The sequence below is a fragment of the Peptoclostridium acidaminophilum DSM 3953 genome, assembly GCF_000597865.1.
In the GTDB taxonomy this organism is placed as follows: domain Bacteria; phylum Bacillota; class Clostridia; order Peptostreptococcales; family Peptostreptococcaceae; genus Peptoclostridium_A; species Peptoclostridium_A acidaminophilum.
Genome location: NZ_CP007453.1, coordinates 756,490 through 778,747, shown reverse-complemented (window position 1 = coordinate 778,747; position 22,258 = coordinate 756,490). Strand labels below are relative to the sequence as shown.

Annotated in this window: 20 protein-coding genes; 19 read left to right on the top strand and 1 reads right to left on the bottom strand. The window is 43.7% G+C overall.

From position 1 onward, the window contains the following. Nucleotides 1-7: 7 nt before the first annotated feature. From polX to EAL2_RS14475, 16 genes are all read left to right on the top strand, one after another. Nucleotides 8-1,744 carry a DNA polymerase/3'-5' exonuclease PolX gene (polX, locus tag EAL2_RS14555; RefSeq protein WP_025437086.1) on the top strand — a complete coding sequence of 579 codons (1,737 nt, stop codon included), beginning with the start codon at nt 8-10 and terminating at the stop codon, nt 1,742-1,744. A gap of 39 nt (nt 1,745-1,783) precedes the next feature. Continuing rightward, complete coding sequence (locus EAL2_RS14550; RefSeq protein WP_025437085.1) at nt 1,784-2,119, top strand: hypothetical protein; 336 nt, start codon at nt 1,784-1,786, stop codon at nt 2,117-2,119. 192 nt (nt 2,120-2,311) lie between these two features. Continuing rightward, a complete protein-coding gene (locus EAL2_RS14545; protein WP_025437084.1) occupies nt 2,312-3,073 on the top strand; it encodes a DUF2087 domain-containing protein in 762 nt (253 codons plus the stop codon). 180 nt (nt 3,074-3,253) lie between these two features. Beyond that, nucleotides 3,254-4,003 (top strand): bactofilin family protein, encoded by a 750-nt coding sequence (locus tag EAL2_RS14540; protein ID WP_025437083.1) that lies wholly within the window; start codon nt 3,254-3,256, stop codon nt 4,001-4,003. 1 nt (nt 4,004) lies between these two features. Further along, nucleotides 4,005-4,436, top strand: coding sequence for a hypothetical protein (locus tag EAL2_RS14535; RefSeq protein ID WP_158408951.1), 432 nt, complete (start codon nt 4,005-4,007; stop codon nt 4,434-4,436). Between the two features lie 87 nt (nt 4,437-4,523). Beyond that, on the top strand, nt 4,524-4,916 hold the full coding sequence (locus tag EAL2_RS15005; RefSeq protein WP_025437081.1) for a DUF4164 family protein: 393 nt from the start codon (nt 4,524-4,526) through the stop codon (nt 4,914-4,916). 115 nt (nt 4,917-5,031) lie between these two features. Next, nucleotides 5,032-5,817: a zinc ribbon domain-containing protein gene (locus tag EAL2_RS14525; protein WP_025437080.1), complete on the top strand. Its 786-nt coding sequence runs from the start codon at nt 5,032-5,034 to the stop codon at nt 5,815-5,817. A 311-nt stretch (nt 5,818-6,128) separates the two neighbouring features. Then, nucleotides 6,129-8,141, top strand: coding sequence for a transporter substrate-binding domain-containing protein (locus EAL2_RS14520; RefSeq protein WP_025437079.1), 2,013 nt, complete (start codon nt 6,129-6,131; stop codon nt 8,139-8,141). Between the two features lie 4 nt (nt 8,142-8,145). Next, complete coding sequence (locus tag EAL2_RS14515) at nt 8,146-9,504, top strand: sigma-54-dependent transcriptional regulator (protein WP_041693233.1); 1,359 nt, start codon at nt 8,146-8,148, stop codon at nt 9,502-9,504. A gap of 137 nt (nt 9,505-9,641) precedes the next feature. Further along, nucleotides 9,642-9,803 carry a hypothetical protein gene (locus EAL2_RS15605; RefSeq protein WP_158408950.1) on the top strand — a complete coding sequence of 54 codons (162 nt, stop codon included), beginning with the start codon at nt 9,642-9,644 and terminating at the stop codon, nt 9,801-9,803. 147 nt (nt 9,804-9,950) lie between these two features. Beyond that, the gene (gene grdG, locus EAL2_RS14510) at nt 9,951-11,237 is read left to right on the top strand and encodes a sarcosine reductase complex component B subunit alpha (protein WP_025437077.1); all 1,287 of its coding nucleotides are present in this window, start codon (nt 9,951-9,953) and stop codon (nt 11,235-11,237) included. Between the two features lie 15 nt (nt 11,238-11,252). Then, a complete protein-coding gene (gene grdF / locus EAL2_RS14505; RefSeq protein WP_084481381.1) occupies nt 11,253-12,563 on the top strand; it encodes a sarcosine reductase complex component B subunit beta in 1,311 nt (436 codons plus the stop codon). A 75-nt stretch (nt 12,564-12,638) separates the two neighbouring features. Further along, nucleotides 12,639-14,189, top strand: a complete 1,551-nt coding sequence (locus EAL2_RS14495) for a glycine betaine uptake BCCT transporter (RefSeq protein ID WP_025437074.1) — start codon at nt 12,639-12,641, stop codon at nt 14,187-14,189. 47 nt (nt 14,190-14,236) lie between these two features. Further along, a complete protein-coding gene (locus tag EAL2_RS14490) occupies nt 14,237-15,475 on the top strand; it encodes a M24 family metallopeptidase (protein ID WP_242842524.1) in 1,239 nt (412 codons plus the stop codon). Nucleotides 15,476-15,757: 282 nt separating this feature from the next. Further along, nucleotides 15,758-16,234 (top strand): glycine/sarcosine/betaine reductase complex selenoprotein A, encoded by a 477-nt coding sequence (grdA, locus tag EAL2_RS14480; RefSeq protein WP_084481378.1) that lies wholly within the window; start codon nt 15,758-15,760, stop codon nt 16,232-16,234. Nucleotides 16,235-16,377: 143 nt separating this feature from the next. Further along, complete coding sequence (locus EAL2_RS14475) at nt 16,378-17,247, top strand: DNA adenine methylase (RefSeq protein ID WP_051489291.1); 870 nt, start codon at nt 16,378-16,380, stop codon at nt 17,245-17,247. 23 nt (nt 17,248-17,270) lie between these two features. Here EAL2_RS14475 and EAL2_RS15000 read toward each other — a convergent pair whose 3' ends face one another. After that, entirely contained in the window at nt 17,271-19,622 is a 2,352-nt protein-coding gene (locus EAL2_RS15000) for an HD domain-containing phosphohydrolase (protein WP_025437069.1), read from the bottom strand. Between the two features lie 334 nt (nt 19,623-19,956). Between EAL2_RS15000 and EAL2_RS14465 the strand changes: the two genes are divergently transcribed. The 3 genes from EAL2_RS14465 to EAL2_RS14455 are packed head-to-tail and all read left to right on the top strand — an operon-like array spanning nt 19,957 to nt 22,250. Then, entirely contained in the window at nt 19,957-20,742 is a 786-nt protein-coding gene (locus tag EAL2_RS14465) for an FAD binding domain-containing protein (protein ID WP_025437068.1), read from the top strand. Between the two features lies 1 nt (nt 20,743). Next, the gene (locus EAL2_RS14460; RefSeq protein ID WP_025437067.1) at nt 20,744-21,193 is read left to right on the top strand and encodes a (2Fe-2S)-binding protein; all 450 of its coding nucleotides are present in this window, start codon (nt 20,744-20,746) and stop codon (nt 21,191-21,193) included. 37 nt (nt 21,194-21,230) lie between these two features. Further along, complete coding sequence (locus tag EAL2_RS14455; protein ID WP_025437066.1) at nt 21,231-22,250, top strand: molybdopterin-binding protein; 1,020 nt, start codon at nt 21,231-21,233, stop codon at nt 22,248-22,250. Nucleotides 22,251-22,258: the final 8 nt, after the last annotated feature.

Genomic DNA, 22,258 nt, shown 5'->3' with positions numbered 1-22,258 from the left:
TGAGGCAATGGCTGTAAACAACGCATATATTTCAAAGCTGCTCAGTGACTATGCCGACATGCTTGAGCTTGAGGGGGCCAACCGGTACAAGATAAGGGCTTACAGGAACGCATCCTACAGCATTGCAAGCCTTCCTCGAAGCATATCAGAAATGGTAGAGCTAGGAGAGGATCTTACGCAGCTTCCCGGCATAGGCAAGGAGCTTTCGCAAAAGCTCGTCGAGATTGCAGGCGCAGGCAGGCTGCATCAGTTCGAGGAAATAAAGGAGAGGTTTCCCGAAGGGCTGCTCGAGATACTCAAGCTAAGAGGGATAGGCTTTGTAAAGGTGAGGGAGCTTTACGAGAAGCTTGGCATAAAAAATCTCAGCGAACTTGAGGAGGCGGCCAGGGAAGGTAGGGTCAGCCAGATAAGGGGTTTTGATGTAAAGACTGAAAGGATGATAATCGAAGAGATTGAAGCCATGGACCTCAAGAAAGGCGCAAAGCCAAGAATAAAGATCTCTACAGCCGAGAGCATAGTAATGCCTCTTATTGACCACCTCAAAAAAAGCAAAGGAGTTAAATCGGTCGAGATAGCCGGTAGCTTTCGAAGAGGCAGAGAGACTGTGGGAGACATAGATATACTCGTTGTGCATGACGGGGATTCGGACGTAATGGATAGATTCGCAGGGTATGAGGATGTCGAACAGGTGCTCGAAAAGGGAGATACGCTCTCGAGTGCTGTTCTGAGGCTCGGATTGCAGGTGGATTTGAGGGCTGTTCCGGAGATATCCTCCGGATCGGCGCTCCATCATTTTACAGGCTCAAAGGAGCACAATGTGGCCATGAGGCAGCTTGCTATAAGGAAGGGCCTCAAGATAAGCGAATACGGTATATTCAGGGGAGATGAAAGAATCGGGGGTGAGAATGAGGAGGATGTGTTTTCTCTTCTGGACTTGCAGTTCATACCTCCCGAGCTTAGGGAGAACACGGGGGAGATTGAGGCTGCGCAAAAGGGCAAGCTACCGAAGCTTATAAGCCTTGAGGATATAAAGGGAGACCTGCACATGCATTCAAAGGCTTCAGACGGAAGAGCCACGATAGAGGAAATGGCACTGGCAGCAAGGGAGCGGGGCTATGAATATATAGCCATAACTGACCATTCCAGAAGATTGAGGATAGCAAGGGGCCTAACGCCCAAGAGGCTTGAGGAACAGCTAGAGCAGATAGACCTCCTCAACGAGCGCCTCGAGGGAATAAGGGTGCTAAAGAGTATAGAGGTGGACATACTTGAGGATGGGACACTCGATCTTCCGGACAGCATTCTTAGCAGGCTTGACCTGGTAGTATGCGCAGTCCACCACAAGTTCAACCTTTCAAAAGCCAAGCAGACAGACAGGATAATAAGTGCCATTGACAATCCGTACTTCACCATACTGGCGCACCCGACAGGCAGGCTTATTGACCACCGCGAGCCGTACGAGCTTGACATGGAGCGGCTCATGAAGGCTGCGAGAGAATGTGGGTGCGTTATGGAGCTCAATATGCAGCCGGACAGGCTTGACCTCAATGAAATCCACTGCAGGATGGCAAAGGAGCTGGGAGTCATGGTGGCCTTGTCGACGGACGCCCACATCACTAGCGAGCTGAATCTTATGAGGCTTGGGATAAAGCAAGCCAGGAGGGGCTGGCTTGAGGCGGATGACGTGATCAATACGATGACGCTTGAAGACCTTATGAAGCTAATAAATGCAAAAAAGAGATAAAAAAACAACATGTGTTAAGACAAAGAAGGAGGAAACTGTATGGAAAATGAAATCATGAAGATGGTAAGCGAAATATTTAAAATATTGGATAAAAAACTGGACGAGAAACTTGATGAGAAACTGGCACCTTTGTTAAATACCATAGAAAACATCGAGAAAACTCATGCCGAATATGATCGTATTTTTAAGATGATTGAAGATAAGCCTGTTTTAAATGTGGAAAATGAAAATGTTTCTGATGAAATTAAAAAAATCACTAATGAGATGGCGTCAATAAGGGTGAATATAACGGAAATTGGAGAGGCTATAAATTTGGTGGAACATTTGACTGTCAGAACGGCTGAGGATATTGAAAGATTGAGATATTTGAAATAGAAAAGACATAATTTGTAAGAATATATTACACAAATGCAGGTTGGAGATAAAGGTGTCTCCGGTCTGCATTTTTTTAGCGTAATTCACACAAAAACAAACTAAAACACAAAACGTCTATAATAGTAAAAACATAAAATAAAAATGTTTACAAAATCAACCGAAAGTGATATTCTGAATTCAGGAGGTGATTTTATGGATATAAATCTTTTGTTTTGGAATTCATCCATAGATGACATGAAGCGAGGTTATGTGCATGACAAGGAAAAAGAAGCGTATGTGTGCCTTGTGTGCGGAGAAATGTTTGAAGAGGGTCTTATATATCAAATAGGCGAAAAATTCGTCACTCCCGAGAAGCGGATCCAGCTTCACATACAAGTTGACCATGAAGGGATGTTCAACTACCTTATGAGCCTGGATAAGAAGTATACAGGGCTTACGGAAAGCCAGACACAGGTGCTTGAGTGTTTTTTCAAGGGAATGAGCGATCGTGAAACTGCCAGAAGCCTGACGCTCACCGAATCAACAGTGAGGAACTACAGGTTCAAGCTAAGAGAGAGGGAAAAGCAGGCTAAGGTCTTTCTTTCGATAATGGAGCTGCTTGCGTCAAGAAGCGTGCATGGAGCTCCGGAGGAGCCGCTTACAGTCCATAGGGGATCTTCTGTGCTCGATGAGAAGTTCGGCATAACTGAAAAGGAAAGAAAAGAAGTCCTCACGAAGTATTTCGACGGCAGCGGAATGCTCATAAACTTCCCAGGCAAGGAAAAAAGAAAGGTTATTATATTAACCGAGATTGCAACCAGATTCAAGCAGGGTACTGAGTATTCGGAAAAGGATGTAAACGGCATACTCGAGAAGATATACCACGATTATGTCATGATAAGAAGGTACCTCGTGGACTACGGCTTCATGGACAGGAGTGCGGACGGCAGCAGGTACTGGATGAGGGAACAGTAATAAGGCTTTTTTTAACTTGAATTGACAAGAAAATTCTCCTGGAATACATTTCTGAAGGAGAATTTTTTGTTGTTAACATAGTTATATAAACAGGCTAAAAGGGAACTATATTAATAGCTATACAAATTTGTGAAAATCGATAAACAGAGAAATATCCAAAAACGTAAAGGAGGGATTTTTATGCGTAGAAAAAAATGGGGGCGCTATGCATTTGTAGCAGCCCTGATAATGTGTCTAATTCCGGTCTGGATAGTATCGGCTCTAGAGATCAGGAACGGAGACTCGGTATATGTGCCTGCCGGCGAGATCAAAGGGCCGCTGTTTGTGACGGGAAACAACATAACTGTTGATGCCAATGTGAACGGGGACGTATTCGCGGCCGGGCAGTCGGTAGTAATAAACGGTTCGGTCACGGGAGATGTCATTGCAGCCGTCAATACAGCGAGCATTAACGGAAGTATCAAGGGTGATGTCCGCGTGGCGTGTAACACTCTTAATCTGTACGGGCCGGTGGAGGGAAGCGTCACTGGAGCCGGCAACACGATGTATCTAAAGGAAAAGGCGGAGATAGGGCGAGATGTGGTTATTTTTGGCAATACAGTTGAAATTCTCGGTCCTGTTGCTGGAGAGGCAATGGGCGCTGCTAACCAGATGTATCTGAATGCGCCTATAGAGGGTGATGTAACTATCTGGGACGTTCAAAATCTTGTGGTAGGGCCTTCGGGAACAATTGGCGGCAAGGTCACCTATACATCTAAAAACAAGGCTCAGATTTCTCCTGATGCAAAAACCGGGGAAGTAAGGCAGCTGACTCCTAAGCCTAGCCCGGTGCCGGAGATGAAGACCAAGTATTTCAGCTGGTTTGGAGCCGCTGGCCAGTTTTTTGGCCGGATTGGTGCTTTGGGGGGCTGCGTATTTGCTATTCCCTAATATGCTTTCTCGTCTTAGCAGCACCGGAAGGGAGGCTCCTTGGGTCAGCATTGGAGTGGGCTTCCTGGCTGTAATAGCAGTGCCTGTTGCAGCGTTCCTGCTTATGATTACGGTAATAGGAATGCCGCTTTCATTCATACTGATGTCGGCGTATTTTGTAGTGCTGATACTGGCGAAGGTCATAGCCAGTGACGCGATAGGCCGCTTGCTTGCAGAACGTCTCAACTGGAATGGCAGGGGATATCAGTTTCTCGCATTCGCCGCTACGCTTCTTGTGTTGATTCTCTTAAGCAAAATCATGATATTCGGGTTCGGCTTCTTCGTCGGCCTAATTGCCATATGCTTTGCTTTCGGCGTGATAATAATGACCTTCTACCGCTGGCGGAAGGGGAAGCAAGTGACTTCAAGTCAGCCAGAGCCTGCGCTGGAATAATGTAGATGCTTAGAAATATTTGATTAGGGCACTTAACAAGCATTTATGTTATAATTTATGTACTATGTAATGGCGGGAGGCGATGACATGGATAATAAGGAATTGCTGCAGGCTATAAATGTTATGTTTGCTGAATTTGGAAACAGCATGGATAAGAAGTTTAACGCGCTTGAAAACAGAATAGACAGCAAGCTGGATGCATTGGAGAGTCGAATAGATAGCAAGCTGGATGCATTGGAAAGTCGAATAGATGGCAAGCTGGATGCATTGGAGAGTCGAATAGATAGCAAGCTAGATAAGCTTGAGAGCCGATTGGTCGAAAAAATCGAAGAGCTTGAGGCGAGGAATGCTGAGCAGCATATAGACATAAAGGATAGTATTCTCAACGTCGAAAAAGAAGTCAGGTTCATTAAGTACAAGCTTAATAAAACTGACGAAGACGTTTTTGAAATCAAGGATTATCTCAAAATAATAAAGTAAACTGCAAAAAAATTATTATATAGCTTGAGTATTTGTTTTTTTTATTAAATACAGCGCTCCTTGTGGGCGCTTTTTTGTATAATGTATAAAAAACTATTTGAAGGAGGATAATATTATGAACAAATTTTGCGTGCAGTGCGGAAGCCCGCTGTCACCGGACAGCAAGTTCTGCGAGAGCTGCGGCAACAGGATAGAGGGATTGTCGCCTCTCAAGGAAGATCCAGAGTCGCCTGCAGAGCTCCAGGACTATGACGATGCCGCAAGCGAGCGGGAATTCATGGAAACGATTGGCGAACAGCCTAAAAAGGGCGGATTTGGAAAGGCGGTTTTCATATCTTTGATTGTTGTTTTGCTAGCTGCGGCAGGGATTTGGGCGGTGTTTTTCAGAGAGCAGCCTCCTGTAGTTAAGCCGGGAGAAAGTGCAGCAACTAACACGCCTTCCGAAAGCAGCGGGTCGGAGAATGAAAATAGTGAAGCTGACAGATTTGCGGGAACTTGGATTCTCAAGTACTGGGTCTATGAGGAGCATGGAGAGGCTGGCACGAGCGTGTTCGAGTCCAGATTCGACATGAATATAGTGAAGCTTGCTGACGGCAAGTTAACAATGGAACTAGTGCCCCTGGAGGCTTCTATAAACGGAGAAGCCTATCCTGCCGATTTCTACAGTGGAGTTGAGATAAAGGCCGCAGGATACTTGGAGGGTGACAAGCTCTGCTTTGACCTGGAAAAGCAGCTGGAGCACTATATTGATCCCTATACAGAATTTACAATGCCTATGCAGGTTAAAATACCCATGCAGGAGTCCGATGGAATGCTAAGCGGCATTGTGGACATGGAGTATTCAAACCTTGCGAATGGAGCCAGCAAAGCCACGTACATGTTTGAAGCCATCAAACAGTAGGAAAAGTAGACAGAGAAAAATTGTGTAGAGCATTTGAACATTTGTTATTAATGAAATAAGACGCCCTTTTGGGCGTTTTTTGCATGCAATAGATTTATTCGAAGACAAATACATTTTGATTAGAAAACTTTAATTGTGGTATAAATGAGTTGTCTGACGATTGATTCATACGTGTGGCGTTTTGGTTCAATTCCCTATTTCACCTGCCGGGTTAAATGGAGAATTCTGCCAAAACGCCTTATTTGCATTTTTTTCAAGTCATATTAAAAATAGAAAGCACATGTAGATATAACTGAAGGGCAGGACACAATATGAAGAAAAGGATAATGAATGCTGTAATTGCAGCGACGGTGCTAGGTGTTTTGTATTTAAATATCTATTTAAACATGGCATATGATATGAATATAGTTGAATATTTTGCAAAGCCAAGCAAACTAACTAATGAGGAGCATGAATGGCTTAAACGTCATGGAAAAATAAGATACATATCTGATCAAACCTCACCTCCTCACAGGTATATAGATGAAGCGGACGGCCAATTCCAGGGACTTATAGTCGACTATATAAGTGCGCTCTCAATCGAGGTCGGGCAGGTTATATCCATAGAATCAACTGCATGGTGGAGCCAGTCGTTGGAAAAGCTGGCCGCCGGAGAAAGCGATTTCATAGATTTGATACCGTCTAAAGAAAGGGCAAAGGTATTCGATTTTTCTGATCCAATGTATACGTTAAGGGAGACCATAGCATTTCCAAAGGACAAAGGGCGCATTAGCAATTACACTGCTCTGGAAAACAAGACAGTGGGGGTTGCAAAGGGAGACTATGCCATAGAATTTTTGAATTCAAAGGTAGAGTCTATTAATTATGTCTTTACTAAAGACTCCAGGAATGCCATAAAGCTTCTTGAACAGGGGAAAGTAGATGCAGTAGTGGGGGAAGAGGCTGTAATAATGCATTTGATCGAGGCTATGGATACGAGTAGGGATTATGAAGTCCTAGATAAGCCCTTCATCGAAGAAGAAGCTGTTCTGGCAGTTAAAAAGGGAGAAAAGGAACTGCTGTCCATACTTAATAAGGGAATTCACAATATGAAAAAAAAGAAGACACTAGAAAAGATAAATGAAAAATGGTTTGGAGCGTCAGCAAATTACGATAAAGAAGAAACCTCTCAAATGATAGCCCTTGTTGCACTTGTTTTTATAAGCCTGACATGCCTCATAATATACATTTCCTTTTCATGGAGCAACATGTTGAAAAGGGAGGTTGAAAAGAGAACCCATGAGCTTTACGAAAGCAATACAACGCTTCAAACAACGTTTGATGGCCTGACACACCTTATGGCAGTTGTGGACAGGCGGAATAAGATTATAAATGTAAATAAAGCATTCTGCAGCCTTTTGAATCTCGACAAAAATGACATAATAGGGCAAAGCAGCCTGGATTTCCAACACATACTCCACGGCCCTGGTTTTGAAGATATGATAGAGAACACATTCGACAGGTGCGAGCAGGGTCAACAGGAATTCAGATGTGAATCCAAAATGTTTCAAATGAGCACTTTTCCGCTGGAGGACAAGAAAAAAAATGTGGCAGCCGTTTTGGTAATGATAAAAGACATAACGGATTTCATGATAAGGGAGCAGCAAATCCTCCACGAAAGCAAAATGGCGGCAACTGGCCAGCTAGCCGCGGGTGTGGCTCATGAGATAAGAAATCCGCTGGGGCTTATCAGAAATTATTGCTATATAATAAAAAACAACATGAATGATGAGCATAAAATGAAAAGGGCCGTGGAAGTAATAGAATCTTCCGTTCAAAGGTCGAGCAATATAATTGACAATTTGCTTAATTTTTCAAGAATTTCCGCTAATGAGTATGAAAAAGTCAACATCAAGGCACTTATTAATAACATAGTTGCATTGGAAAACAATATTATTGAGAAAAGAAAAATAAATATTGACGTTTCATGTCCTGATGACATTTCATTTTTTGCAAATGAAGAGTCAATGAAGCATATTTTCATAAACTTGATTGCTAATGCCATTGACGCTATGCCGCAGGGTGGAATTATTAAAATTGCATGCGGGAAAGGGGATGAGGGGATTTCAATCATCTTTTGTGACAACGGTGAAGGAATCAGCCAGGAAGATTTAGGCAGCATATTCAATCCGTTTTTTACAACAAAGCCAGTAGGGAAAGGCACAGGGCTGGGACTTTATATTGTGTATAACGAAATACAAAAACACGGCGGGAAAATAAGAGTTTCAAGTGAATTGGGAAAAGGAACCTGCTTTAAAGTAGACCTGCCGTTTAGAGGGGAGTAGTAATATGAAGCCAAAGGACATTTCATTCAAAATACTGATTGTAGATGACGAGCTAGAGCACAGAGAAGTACTTCAGATGATTGTTGAAGACAATGGATATGCAGCAGAAACGGCAGCAAGTGGAATGGAGGCTTTGGAGAAGCTTAAGAATGGCAGTTTTCAGCTTGTAATTACCGACCTTATAATGGAAGGTATGGACGGAATTGAACTCCTGGAGAAAATAAAGGAAAAGCACGACAAGCTGGAAGTGATCATAATAACAGGTTACGGGACAATAGGGAATGCAGTCTTAGCTATGCAAAAGGGAGCTTTTACATATTTCGTGAAAGGCCATGATCCTGAGGAGCTTTTGAAGGAGATAAAGAAAGTGGCTGAAAATTCAGTGCAGCAATATGAGCAAGAAATAGATGTGGAATCAGACTCAAACTTCATGCTTCGAACAAAAAATAAAGAATTTAACAGGGTACTTCAGATCGCGAAAAAGGCGGCGCAAAGTGATATAAACATTTTGCTGCTTGGGGAGTCTGGAGTCGGTAAAGAAGTTTTCTCAAGATATATTCACAATTGCAGTCAAAGAAGAGATAAGACGTTTGTCCCCGTTAACTGCCAGGCTTTTTCAGACGGACTGCTTGAATCTGAGCTTTTCGGCCATGAAAAAGGTTCCTTCACCGGCGCAGTGGATCAAAGAAAAGGCAGATTTGAGGCAGCCCATGGCGGGACTCTATTTTTGGACGAGCTTGGAGAGATATCATTGGGTACCCAGGTAAAGCTTCTTCGCGCCATTGAAACGAAGATAATAGAGAAGATAGGCAGCAATCGCCTTATTGATGTGGATTTCAGACTGATTTGCGCAACTAATAAAAATCTGCAAAAGGAGATTTTAAAGGGGACCTTCAGGGAAGACTTCTTTTACAGGATAAGCACAATCAGCATAGAAATTCCGCCGCTTAGGAAAAGGAGGGAAGATCTTCCTTTGCTGCTTGATTTCTTCCTGGAAAAATCAAGCACCAAGTTCAACCAGAAAATATCCCGCATTGAAGACGGAGTCATGGACTTCTTGATTTCGTATGGGTATCCGGGCAATATAAGGGAACTTAAAAATATAATAGAGAGGCTAGTCGTTTTATCGGAAGACGGGGTAATAATGAAAAGGTATTTGCCGGAATTGCATCATGACTTTGAGGACGAGGAAGAACATATGGAGAATGTAAGGCCTCTCAGGGACGTAAGGAGAGATTTGGAGACGAAATACATTAAAAAGGTACTTGAAATATGCGAAGACAACATTTCAGAAGCCGCTAGAAAATTGGAAATCAGCAGAAGGCAGCTGTTTAACAAAATTGGAGAATATGGCCTTAAATAGTCGATAAATATAACATTCAAAAGAATTGTGAAAAGGATTTCCTAGCTAAGAGACGCTCATCTTAAGAAAGATGAGCGTCTCTTTTTTTTGCAAGCAAGGCAACATGTTAAAACTCAAGCAATGATGAGGCGTTTATTTTGATAGCACGTGGAAATAAATTGCCTACCGGCTATGAAATTTATTTCCCAGCAGGCAAAATATTTCCGATGTGGAAAAGGAAAAAGAGGATAGGGCGGGCTCGAAATCCTGCAAAATCAACAAATATAATTTTTTTGAATGAAAACGATTTCTTGGCATAAGAATTGCTTATATACATGTTAAACAGATAACAAAATGTTGGCAAGGGCGAGGAGGTGAATCTATAGCAGAAATGCAATTAAATCAATTTCAGGGGAAAATATTTGGAACATACAAGAAAGGCTTTAAAATACGAGGAGGTGTGCGTTTTGCGTTTGGAACTTGGAAAAATAAAAATAACTGATGTTCAGTTTGGCGAAAAAACAAAGGTTGAGAATGGAACGCTTTATGTAAATAAGAAAGAGCTAGTCGACATTGCAATGAAAGATGACCGCATACTGAGTGTGAATATAGAACTCGCAAGGCCGGGAGAATCTGTAAGGATAGCTCCTGTAAAGGATGTAATCGAGCCCAGAGTCAAGGTGGATGGGTCGGGAGGCATGTTCCCGGGGATGATAAGCAAGGTGAAAACAGTTGGTTCGGGAAGGACTCATGCTCTTGTTGGGGCAACGGTGCTGACTTGTGGAAGCATAGTGGGATTCCAGGAAGGAATAATAGATATGTCAGGCCCGGCAGCCAAGTACACGCCTTTTTCCGAAACATTCAACGTGTGCGTAGTAATCGAGCCTAAGGAAGGTCTTGAGACACATGCGTATGAAGAGGCGGCTAGAATGGCAGGACTCAAAATAGGAACATTTGTAGGAGAAGCGGGAAGACATGTTGAGCCTGATGAGGTTGTCGTATATGAAACTAAGCCGCTTCTGGAGCAAGTGGCACAATATCCAGATCTTCCAAAGGTGGGTTACATCCATATGCTCCAGTCGCAGGGATTGCTTCATGATACTTACTATTACGGAGTGGACGCAAAGCAAATGGTTCCTACATTCATGTACCCAACCGAAATAATGGACGGGGCAATTACAAGCGGAAACTGCGTTGCTCCATGCGACAAGGTTACGACATTCCACCATTTGAACAATCCGGTCATAGAGGACCTCTATAAGAGACATGGAAAGGACATCAACTTCATAGGCGTTATCTTGACTAATGAGAATGTATTCTTGGCAGACAAGGAAAGATCTTCGGACATGGTTGGGAAATTCGTAGAATTCCTGGGCCTTGATGGTGTCCTGATCACTGAAGAAGGCTATGGAAACCCTGATACTGACCTTATGATGAACTGCAAAAAAGCTACGGATGCAGGAGCTAGTGTTGTACTTATAACTGACGAATTCCCGGGCAGAGATGGAAAGTCCCAGTCGCTTGCAGATGCTGTTACTGAGGCGGATGCGCTTGTATCATGCGGTCAGGGTAATTTGATAATAGAATTTCCTCCTATGGACAAGATAATAGGAACTTTAGACTACATTGAAACTATGATAGGCGGATACGAGGGAAGCTTGAGGCCTGACGGAAGCATTGAGGCGGAGCTTCAAATAGTGATAGCCTCGACAATTGCAAATGGATACAACAAACTGGCAGCCAGAACTTATTAAGAGGGGTGAGAAATCATGAGAAAACTAAAGGTAGTTCATTATATAAACAACTTTTTCGCTGGAGTAGGGGGAGAAGAAAAGGCGGACATACCTCCAGATGTGAGAGAAGAGGCTGTGGGACCAGGAATGGCCCTTAATGCTGCATTCAATGGAGAGGCTGAGGTTGTGGCCACAGTGGTCTGCGGCGACACATACTACGGTGAGAACATGGAAGATGCAAAGGCAAAAATACTTGAAATGATAAAAAAATATAATCCCGATCTATTTGTTGCAGGGCCGGCATTCAATGCCGGAAGATACGGAGTTGCTTGTGGATCTATTGCAAAGGCCGTGGAGGATGAGCTGGGAATTCCTGTAGTAAGCGCCATGTACAAGGAGAACCCGGGCACAGACATGTATAAAAAGGACATACACATAATTGAAACTGAAATTTCAGCGGCTGACATGAGAAATGCTGTTCCAAAGCTTGCAAGGCTCGGGCTTAAGCTTGCAAAGGGTGAGGAAATAGGGTCTCCGCAAGAAGAAGGTTATCATGTCAGGGGAATAAGAGTCAACTATTTCAATGAAAAGAGAGCTTCAGAAAGAGGCATTGATATGCTTGTAAAAAAGATGAAGGGCGAGGAGTTCATCACAGAATACCCAATGCCGGTGTTTGACCGCGTACCTCCGAATCCGGCAGTAAAGGATATATCAAAGGTCAAGATAGCCATTGTCACTTCAGGCGGAATTGTTCCGCAAGGAAATCCTGACAGGATTGAATCGTCAAGTGCCACAAAGTACGGCATATATGATATTTCAGCCATGGATTCGCTGGGAGCGGCCAGATTCATGACTATACACGGCGGGTATGACCGAGCGTTTGTCACAGAGAACCCCAATCTTGTAGTGCCTCTTGATGTAATGAGGGAAATGGAAAAAGAGGGAACAATAGGAGAGCTCGCAGATTATTTCATAAGCACCACGGGAACAGGCACTTCCGTAGGAAATGCCAAAGGTTTCGGAAAAGATTTTTCAAAGAAATTGCTGGAGGATGGAGTAGGAGCAGTTATCCTGACATCCACCTGAGGCACATGCACACGTTGCGGCGCAACGATGGTAAAAGAAATTGAAAGAGTTGGAATTCCGGTGGTTCATGTTGCTACCGTGGTACCAATATCCCTTACAATAGGAGCCAACAGGATTGTCCCTGCTGTCGGAATCCCATATCCGCTTGGCAATCCAAATCTAGGGCCTGATGGAGATAAAAAGATACGAAGAGCGCTTGTTGAAAAAGCCTTAAGAGCGCTTCAAACAGAAGTGGAAGAGCAAACTGTATTTGAAGATTAAAATCACAATATAAGCGTATATAGCAATAGTTTATGAACTGTTTCCTGCAAGAAAATAATTCTCAGGAGGATTGCTATGGGCAACTTTTTTGGCAAGATAGATAAACCGGTATTCTGGGTCTCCACAATACTATCATTGGCTATAGTAGCATGGGGGGCGATATCTCCAGGCAGTGCAGGAAATACTTTTGCTGCAATTGTGAAATTGCTGACTACGAATCTGGGATGGCTTTATATTCTTGTTGTTACTTTCTTCTTGGTTTTTTCGATTTTCATAGCTTTTAGCAAGTATGGAAATATAAAGCTTGGCAAGGATGATGACGTTCCTGAATTTAGTACGGTGTCATGGTTTGCAATGCTGTTCAGTTCAGGAATGGGGATAAGTTTGATTTTCTGGTGTATAGCCGAGCCGCTGAAGCACTTCACTAATCCTCAAATGGGCGGTTCAGGCGGCACTGCTGATGCGGCTGCAGATGCCATGCAGATAGTATTCTACCATTGGGGATTGCATCCGTGGGGAATATTCGCAGTAATAGGAATGGCGCTTGCCTACTGCCAGTTTAGAAAAGGCATGCCTGCGATGTGCAGTTCGACACTTGTGCCTTTAATAGGTGAAAAGGGAGCGAAGGGCCCGATAGGCAAAGCTGTAGACATAATGGCTGGGTTTGCCACTGTGTTTGGAGTTGCTGTATCTCTTGGAATGGGGGCTCTTCAAATGAACGCAGGGCTTAACGAGGTGTTTGGAATCCCCAAAAGCATAGGCTCCGCGCTTATAATAATAGCCGTAATCACTTCCTTCTATACGTTTACAGCTATTACAGGGATTGAAAAGGGAATAAAATTTTTTAGCAACTTGAACCTGGTACTTGTATTTGCAATATTGGCATTTGTATTTCTTGTCGGACCGACCAGATTCATATTGGATGTTCTGACAGATACGCTGGGTCTGTATGCTCAGAACATATTGCAAATGAGCTTCTTTACAGACCCTTACGGAAAGGCGCCCGGCTGGCTTTCGAAATGGACTATATTTTACTGGTGCTGGTGGATTGCTTGGGCGCCGCCGGTGGGAGGCTTTGTTGCCAGGATTTCAAAAGGACGTACCGTTAGGGAGTTTGTTCTGGGAGTTCTAATAGCACCTACTGTATTAAGTTTTATTTGGATGGCCACTTTTGGCGGCACTGCCATACACCTGCAGATAAACGGCACCGATATTGGTTCCATAGTAGACAAGGATGTAACAACAGCGCTATTTGTTTTTCTTGGACAGTTTCCGCTAGCTTCATTGATGAGCTCTGCAGCTGTAGTCTTAATAAGTACATTCTTTATAACGTCGGCGAATTCTGCGACATTTGTAATGGGAATGTTCACCTCGGGCGGAGATCTGAATCCCGGAAACGGATTGAAAGGTTTTTGGGGAGTAATAATGGGAGCAATAGCTTCCGTGATGCTGCTTGCGGGAGGCCTTGAGGCACTTCAAAACGCGCCTATTGTTTCAACTTTGCCTTTTATGATTGTTATGGTATTTATGTCATTTGCCTGTGTAAAATTTTTCAAGGCTGATCTCAAAGAGAGTTCTGAAAGCAATTACATGGAGTTCGACGCTCCCCAAAAGGAAGCGAACTAATAAATTAAAGTTATTGACAAAAATATAAAACCGGGAGGAGAGTAAGAATGGTAAAACAAATGAGCGATCTTGAAAGAATAAAGATCATAAGAAACGGGGAAAAGGTAAAGCCTACATTTTCAAGGGAAGAAATGGGAAGGCGTAATTCAAAGCTTCGCAAGTACATGGGAGAGAAGTCTATCGATGCAGTACTATTCACTTCATACCACAATATAAACTACTACAGTGACTTTTTATACACTGCATTTGGAAGAAACTATGGACTTGTGGTAACTCAGGACAAGCATGTCACAGTAAGTGCCAACATAGATGCGGGAATGCCATGGCGTAGAAGCTACGAGGATAACGTAGTGTATACAGACTGGAGAAGAGACAACTACCTGCATGCTGTCAAGACTGTGCTTGATGATGCGGGAGTAAAGAGGGGACGTCTTGGAATAGAGTTTGACCATGTCAATATAGACCTTAGAAAGCAGATAGAAGATGCGTTCCCGGACTTTGAACTTGTAGATGTAGCACAAGATTTGATGAAATTCCGTATGATAAAATCGGCTGAAGAGATAGAGCACATCAAAAACGGGGCGAGAGTATGCGACGTTGGAGGATATGCGGTTGTTGAAGCAATAGCTGCAGGAGTTCCCGAGTATGAGGTTGCGCTTGCTGGAACACAGGCAATGACACGCGAGATAGCAAAGCTGTATCCGCATGCTGAATTAAGAGACAGCTGGATATGGTTCCAGTCGGGAATAAACACAGACGGAGCGCATAACTGGGCAACTTCCAGAAAGATACAAAAAGGGGACATACTGAGCCACAACTCATTCTCAATGATTGCAGGATACTATACGGCACTTGAAAGAACTATGTTCTTCGAAGAGGTTGATGACAAATCACTTGAATACTGGAATATAAACGTGGACGTTCACAAACGCGGTATGGAGTTAATAAAGCCAGGGGTAAAATGCAAGGACATATGCGAGGAGCTAAACGAAATGTTCAGAGAGCACAATCTGCTTCCTAATCGTACATTTGGATACGGCCATTCCTTCGGAGTGCTTTCACATTACTACGGCCGTGAGGGAGGACTTGAATTCCGCGAGGATATAGAGACGGTTCTGGAACCTGGAATGGTCATATCCATGGAACCTATGATAATGATACCTGAAGGACAGCCAGGAGCAGGGGGCTATCGTGAGCACGATATACTAGTTATTAAGGAAAATGGTGAAGTTGAAGATATCACTGGTTTCCCATTCGGACCGGAACACAACATAATTAAGAAGTAATGTAGGATCGTGCCAAGGAAGACATATTCCTTGGCATGTATTTTTTAAAAAAATTTCTTGAAGATGAAAAGAGAAGACCTTTGAGCAAAAAATGTTAATAGTTTAGCGAAAATAATCACGATTAATAAATAAACTGGTTTATAAAATGGATGAAATGTGATATCATTATCTATGAAAAGAGGCGAGACAATAAAAAAACTCTATTACTTCATAGGATAGGCCCTTGGCCGAAAGGTCCGGGTTTATTATAGATTTCAAATTGTTATAGGAGGATGGTAACCAATGAGTTTGTTTGACGGCAAAAAAGTCATCATCATCGGTGACAGAGACGGTATACCAGGTCCGGCCATGGCAGAATGTCTGAAAGGCACAGGAGCAGAAGTAGTATACTCTGCTACAGAATGCTTTGTCTGAACGGCTGCTGGTGCAATGGACCTAGAGAATCAGAACAGGGTTAAGAGCTTTACTGAGCAGTACGGTGCAGAGAACATGATAGTTCTTGTTGGTGCAGCAGAAGCTGAATCAGCAGGACTAGCTGCAGAGACTGTTACAGCAGGAGACCCTACATTCGCAGGACCACTAGCAGGAGTCCAGTTGGGACTAAGAGTATTTCACGCGGTTGAGCCAGAATTCAAGGATTCTGTAGATGCAGCAGTATACGATGAGCAAATCGGAATGATGGAAATGGTTCTTGATGTTGACTCGATAATAGCTGAAATGAAGTCGATAAGAGAGCAGTTCTGCCAGTTCAACGACTAGTAAATTTCAAAAACATGCAAAGGCATGTGCAAACAAATAGGTGGTTCTTGGACCACCTATTTGTTTTAAGCGCAGCAAAGGGAGACGAAACTGCATTAGCGCCACAGAAATACGTGCAATGTGTGCTGGGAAGGGGGATAACTATGAGTTTTGCACTTGAACTAGAGCATGAAAACCTTAATTTAGAAGATAAAATTAGCACTATGAGAGAAAACAAAATAAATATTTCACCAATATTCAAATGGATAAGATATGAAAAGCATATAATTGAAGAAATAAAAAAGCATGTTCCCAAAAGCTTTTCAAGCTATTGGGAACCATATACGGGAGGAGGAGCGCTTCTTTTCGATATACAGCATAAGAGATCGGTGATAAATGTTTGCGATGAAGAGCTCTACAACATATACAGGGTAATAAGAGATGATGTCAATGCTCTTATAGAAGAGCTCAAAAAACATAAAAATGAAAAAGAATACTACTATGAGCTCAGAGATATGGATACTGCCGGAATGAGCTCTGTTGAAAATGCGGCAAGGAACATATACCTTAACAAGACCTGCTTTAACGGTTTTTTCAGAAAAAGTGAAAGCGGACAATTTGATGTTCCTTTTGGATCTTATAAAAATCCCCGGTTTACAAACAAGATAATACTAAAGGGAATAAGCGCGTATTTAAAAGAACAGGATGTTAAGCTTATAAGCAGAAAATTTGAAAGCTTTGCAGAGAGCATACCGAAAGATTCGTTTATATACATAGCACCTGAAAATAATTTTAGATCGCAAAAATGTTATGATTTCAACGGTTGTGCAAGACTCAAAAATATATGCGACAGGCTTGACGCAAAAGGTGTTAAATTTCTGATATCACATTCATACAATGATCAAATATGTGATATATTCAATTCCTATGAAATTATAAAAGTTAAGGTTAATAGGAACATAAGCTCTGTGAACTTCAAAAATGATGAATCAAAAGAAATAATAATAAAAAATTACGCAACTAATGTTACGTAATTTTGATTTAATTCTTCCATGAACTAGCTCGGGTTGTACTGGGAAGGCAAAGCATCCGGGCTTGCAAGAATGTCTATGAGCATGTCCACAACGGACGGATCGAACTGCACTCCTGAAAAGCGCCTTAGCTCCTGTAGGGCATCTTCGCTTGGCATTGCTTTCCTATAAGGCCTGCTGTTTGTCATGGCGTCATATGCGTCCACCACTGAGAGTATGCGGCACTGGAGTGGTATTTCTTCACCCTTTAAGCCAAAGGGGTAACCGCTGCCGTTCCACCATTCGTGGTGCTTGAAAATAAGTTCCGATATATGCATGATGTCAGGAGACGATTCTGCTATGCGGTAGCCGAGCTCCGCGTGTTTCTTCATTTCTTCAAACTCATCTTCTGTGAGCCTTCCCGGCTTGAAGAGTATCGAGTCGCTTATGCCTATTTTGCCGATGTCGTGGAATTGGGCGAAAAGAGCCATATCCTTTACGTCCTTTTGCGAAAGCCCCATCCTGTATGCCAGCGTTATGCAAAGGTCCTCCATTCTCCTGCCGTGGCCTTCCGTTATGAAGTCACGCGTTTCAAGCATTTTCTTGATAAAATCTATATTTTTGCTCCTGAAACTCAGCTTGTGGTGAAGCTTTTCACGGTACATGAAATCGTCGGCTTCTTTCATTGCGTCTGCGATTGAGGGGCTGATGCGGCTGACTATTCCGTAGCCTATGGAAAGACTTATGGGCAGAAGTCTTTCGCTTTGGTTTATAAGAGTCAGATGCTCCTTGATTTTTTCCTTTGTTTTGAGTATGCTCTCCTCTGTCGCTCTTTCCAGAATGACCGCAAATTCATCACCACCAATTCTTGCTATTAGCCTGGAGTCTGCAAAGTGAGATTTGATGATGTTTGCTGCAGTTATAAGATAGGCGTCGCCCTCCAAATGGCCGAGCGTATCGTTTACAAGCTTGAGACCGTCAATGTCGCACATTACTACAGCCATGCCCGGCTTGCACTCGCCCTCTATATTTCCCAGTTCATTTTCAAAATAATTCCTGTTAAATAGCCCGGTTGGCTCATCGTAGACGCTCATCTGGTATATCTTTTCCTGAGAAAGCCTTTGCTCGGTGATATCCCGGACTATGCAGAGCATCCTCGATTCGCTCAGGGGTATATAGCGTGCTTCGTAGTGATTATTGCCAAGGCCGTATTCCAGCATTGTGTTTTTGCCTGTATTTTTAACAATGTCTATGCCCTTCATGAATTTTGCTGTGATGTCATATGGAAATAAATCGGCAATTTTCCTGCCGATGAAATCCTCCGGCTGGACTAGCAGGCTTTCCTTTTGTTTTCGTGACAGGTAGTCAAGGAAGACACCTTCAGAGTCTACTATGAATATCATATCCGGCATGGCGTCTATTATGGCCCGGATCTGTTCCTGGCTGGACTCCAATTCAGAAAGTGCTGCGGTGAGCTCTGAGGTTTTCGCGTTGACATTTCTTCTGAGCGCATAGTTCCAGACTAGGAGCAGTATGAGTATGGAAAATGCAAAAAAAGAAATTGTCTCTATGTAGGATGCTATCTTGTCGGTGTTGTAATTTTGGAAGCCTGACCACCTGTTGTCGATCTCCCGGTATTCCGACTGTGTTATTTTTTCGAATCCGTTTTCAACCAGAGCAAGGAGCTCCGTATCGCCTTTTTTTATGGCTCTTCGCAGTTCAATAATGCATATTGAATCTGTGGATGTGAATTCGCTTTGAAGACCGTATTTGTAAATCATATGCATTGCAGGAGCTCTGTTCATCACAAATACGACGACTTCGCCCTTGCTGGCCGCCTCTATTATGCTCTCATAGCTGTCATATTCTACAAGGCTCTTTATGCCTGCGTCTCTGAGTATGTCGGCAATTATGTCCCCTTTTTCCACTGCTACTGAAAAGCCTTTCAAGGAGCGTATGCCCTTTATGCCGGATATGTTTTTGCTGAAGAATATAGGAACCTCAGCGCTTGAGTGGGGTTTTGTAAAATCAAATAAGGCTGCCCGCTCATCGCTGAAAGAGATTGAATCTATGACATCGTGCTTTCCCTGATTCATTTCGGTTAGTGCGCTATTCCAGTCCTTAGCCTCGATTATTACCTTTACTCCCGTTTTTTTCTCCCAAAGCGCCCACTGGTCTATTAGGATTCCGTGGAGTGAACCGTCTGAGGCTCTAAATGAGTATGGAGGATAATTATCCTCTAGCACCACGCGGATTTTCTCAATGGCAGGTTTTTTTTGTAGGTCGTATTTGTCATAAGCAAATCCCGGCAATGTGGCAAAAAGCACCGAGAGCATAATGACGGCAAGGCTTATAAATACAGCTTTTGCTAAAGAAATTTTGCCGGAAACATTTTTCATATGGCGCTAGTCCTCTTTTCTCAATAAAGTATTATTGGACGGTGACTTGCTGCGGGTTATGGTAAAAATGGACTATAAATTTGAGAATTGTCACGTCTTAGTGCTTATTTGAATTTTCTATATATTAATACATTTTACTTCATTATCTGAATGGTTGCAATCGAAAGAAGGTGCCGCAATCTAATTGGGCATGTTGAAATAATAACAGACAACTAAAAAATTTCAATGCTTTCGGTTTCGTGATATAATTAAATGTAATATATCATGGGATAGGTGTGCACATAACACTATTTTTGCGCATGCCGCAGGCATTATGAAGTGGAGGGATGGCATTATGATTAGCATAAGAGAATATGAGCTTGCAGAGTCGCTGGAGCAGGCGCACGAGATGCTTTTGAAAAACAGATTCAATACGATTATCGGGGGCGGCGCATTTTTGAGGCTGGGCTCTAAGAGGATAAACAAGGCGATAGATCTTTCAAAGCTAGGGCTTGACTATATAGAGGAAGACGAGCACGAAATCAGGATAGGCGCCATGGCGACATTGAGGCAGCTTGAGATGTCGAGCGCACTGCTTGAGAATTTTTCAGGAACTGTTGCAGAGTCTGTAAAGCACATAGTGGGCGTACAGCTTAGAAACATAGTCACAGTAGGCGGCACAGTGTATTCAAGATACGGCTTTTCGGATCCAATAACGGCGCTGCTTGCGCTCGAAACGTATGTGGACCTTTACAAGGGGGGTAGGATGAGCCTTGATGAGTTCCTTGAGAAGGGTTCTCCCAGGGACATACTAACACAGGTAGTCATAAAAAAAAGCATGGAGAAGGCCTCTTTTAAAATGCTTCGCAATTCTTCGGGCGATTACGCCATAATCAACGCATGCGTGGCTGTCAAGAACGGCTCAATCAGGATAGCTGCAGGTGCAAGGCCTGCAAGGGCCAAGCTTGCAGCAGCTGCCAGCGAATTTATCTCGGGCAGAGAGCTGAGCGAGGAGAACATTGAAAAGGCCGCCCAGATGGCAGCCGAGGAGCTCGACTTTGGAAGCAACATGAGGGCGAGCGCTGACTACAGAAGGCAAATGTGCAGAGTGCTCGTAAAAAGAGCGCTGATGGAGGTTTAATATGGATATAAATGTGAAGATTAACGGAAAAAATGTGGCTTTTCAAATAGATCCTGACGATTATCTTTCTGAGACGCTCAGGAAATATGGCTATATGAGCATAAGAAAGGGCTGCGACACAAGCTCATGCGGGCTTTGCACAGTCTGGCTGGACGGAAAGCCTGTGCTTTCATGTTCTACTCTTTCTGTAAGGGCTAACGGAGCAGAAGTTACTACTATAGAAGGTCTCCAGAAAGAGGCTGAGGATTTTGCAAGCTTCCTTGTCTCTGAGGGCGCGGAGCAGTGCGGCTTTTGCAGCCCGGGCTTCATAATGACAGTGCTTGCGATGAAAAAAGAGCTAAAAAATCCGTCTGAAGAGGAGATCAAAAATTATCTCAACGGCAACCTCTGCAGGTGCACAGGTTATGTGGGGCAGCTGCGCGCGCTTAAAAAGTACATGGGTGTAGAGTAACCGCCAGGATCCGTATAAATAGTTGGAGGATGGAATTTTGAAAAGTGTAAAAGTTGAAGATGCCATCGGGATGGTGCTCGGGCACGATTTGACCAAGATAGTTCCCAACGGTTTCAAGGGAGCGGCGTTCAGGAAGGGTCACATCATCACCGACAAGGATGTGCAGGAGCTTAAGGACATGGGCAAATACCATATAAACGTCATAGAGCTCGATGAGGAAACGCTCCATGAAAACGAGGCCGCCCTGAAAATAGCAGTGGCGGCTGCAGGCGAGGGCATATATATTACAGAGCCGGTCGAGGGAAAGGTAAGCCTCAAGGCGAAATCAGCCGGACTTCTCAAGATAAACCTCGAAGCCCTATATGCAATAAACGAGGTTGAAAATGTAATGATGGCTACCCGCCATGGCAACACGCTGGTTGAAAAGGACGCTATTGCTGCAGGCACGAGGATCATACCGCTTGTCATAGACAGGCAGAGCATAGAGGAAGTTGAAAGAATATGCGCGAAGCTAGGTCCCATAGTGAGCATAAAAGAGCTCGTTCCTCTCAGGACAGGCGTTGTGGTTACAGGCAGCGAGGTGTTTGACGGAAGGATAAAGGACAGGTTCGGACCACCTCTTGTTGAGAAGCTGAGAGGATATGGCGCCGAGCCAATGGGCATCAAGTATGCTCCAGACAGTCAAGATGAGATAGGCGCAAGGATTGATGAGTTTTTAGAAGAGGGGGCCCAGCTGGTCATAGCGGCAGGAGGCATGTCGGTCGATGCCGATGATTTGACGCCAAGCGCAATAAGAAGCGTGGCGGACGAGGTGGTGACTTACGGCTCGCCTGTGCTTCCGGGCGCCATGTTCATGCTGGCTTACTCTAAGGAACGCCCTATAGTCGGGCTTCCGGCCTGCGGAATGTACTTTAGGATAACCGTGCTGGATATTGTGCTTCCAAGGCTCATGGCCGGAGAAAAGCTAAGCAGAAGGGACATTGCGTTGCTATCGCACGGGGGATTGTGCCTTGGGTGCGAGGTGTGCACGTATCCTGTGTGTCCTTTCGGAAAATAGGTGACATC

Coding starts and splice junctions, on each gene's coding strand:
- EAL2_RS14495 (WP_025437074.1), top strand. CDS start 12,639: ATGGGCAACTTTTTTGGCAAGATAGATAAACCGGTATTCTGGGTCTCC.
- EAL2_RS14460 (WP_025437067.1), top strand. CDS start 20,744: ATGGATATAAATGTGAAGATTAACGGAAAAAATGTGGCTTTTCAAATA.
- EAL2_RS14490 (WP_242842524.1), top strand. CDS start 14,237: ATGGTAAAACAAATGAGCGATCTTGAAAGAATAAAGATCATAAGAAAC.
- EAL2_RS14465 (WP_025437068.1), top strand. CDS start 19,957: ATGATTAGCATAAGAGAATATGAGCTTGCAGAGTCGCTGGAGCAGGCG.
- EAL2_RS14525 (WP_025437080.1), top strand. CDS start 5,032: ATGAACAAATTTTGCGTGCAGTGCGGAAGCCCGCTGTCACCGGACAGC.
- EAL2_RS15005 (WP_025437081.1), top strand. CDS start 4,524: ATGGATAATAAGGAATTGCTGCAGGCTATAAATGTTATGTTTGCTGAA.
- EAL2_RS14545 (WP_025437084.1), top strand. CDS start 2,312: ATGGATATAAATCTTTTGTTTTGGAATTCATCCATAGATGACATGAAG.
- EAL2_RS14520 (WP_025437079.1), top strand. CDS start 6,129: ATGAAGAAAAGGATAATGAATGCTGTAATTGCAGCGACGGTGCTAGGT.
- EAL2_RS14550 (WP_025437085.1), top strand. CDS start 1,784: ATGGAAAATGAAATCATGAAGATGGTAAGCGAAATATTTAAAATATTG.
- EAL2_RS14475 (WP_051489291.1), top strand. CDS start 16,378: ATGAGTTTTGCACTTGAACTAGAGCATGAAAACCTTAATTTAGAAGAT.
- EAL2_RS14540 (WP_025437083.1), top strand. CDS start 3,254: ATGCGTAGAAAAAAATGGGGGCGCTATGCATTTGTAGCAGCCCTGATA.
- polX (WP_025437086.1), top strand. CDS start 8: ATGGCTGTAAACAACGCATATATTTCAAAGCTGCTCAGTGACTATGCC.
- EAL2_RS14515 (WP_041693233.1), top strand. CDS start 8,146: ATGAAGCCAAAGGACATTTCATTCAAAATACTGATTGTAGATGACGAG.
- EAL2_RS14535 (WP_158408951.1), top strand. CDS start 4,005: ATGCTTTCTCGTCTTAGCAGCACCGGAAGGGAGGCTCCTTGGGTCAGC.
- EAL2_RS15000 (WP_025437069.1), bottom strand. CDS start 19,622: ATGAAAAATGTTTCCGGCAAAATTTCTTTAGCAAAAGCTGTATTTATA.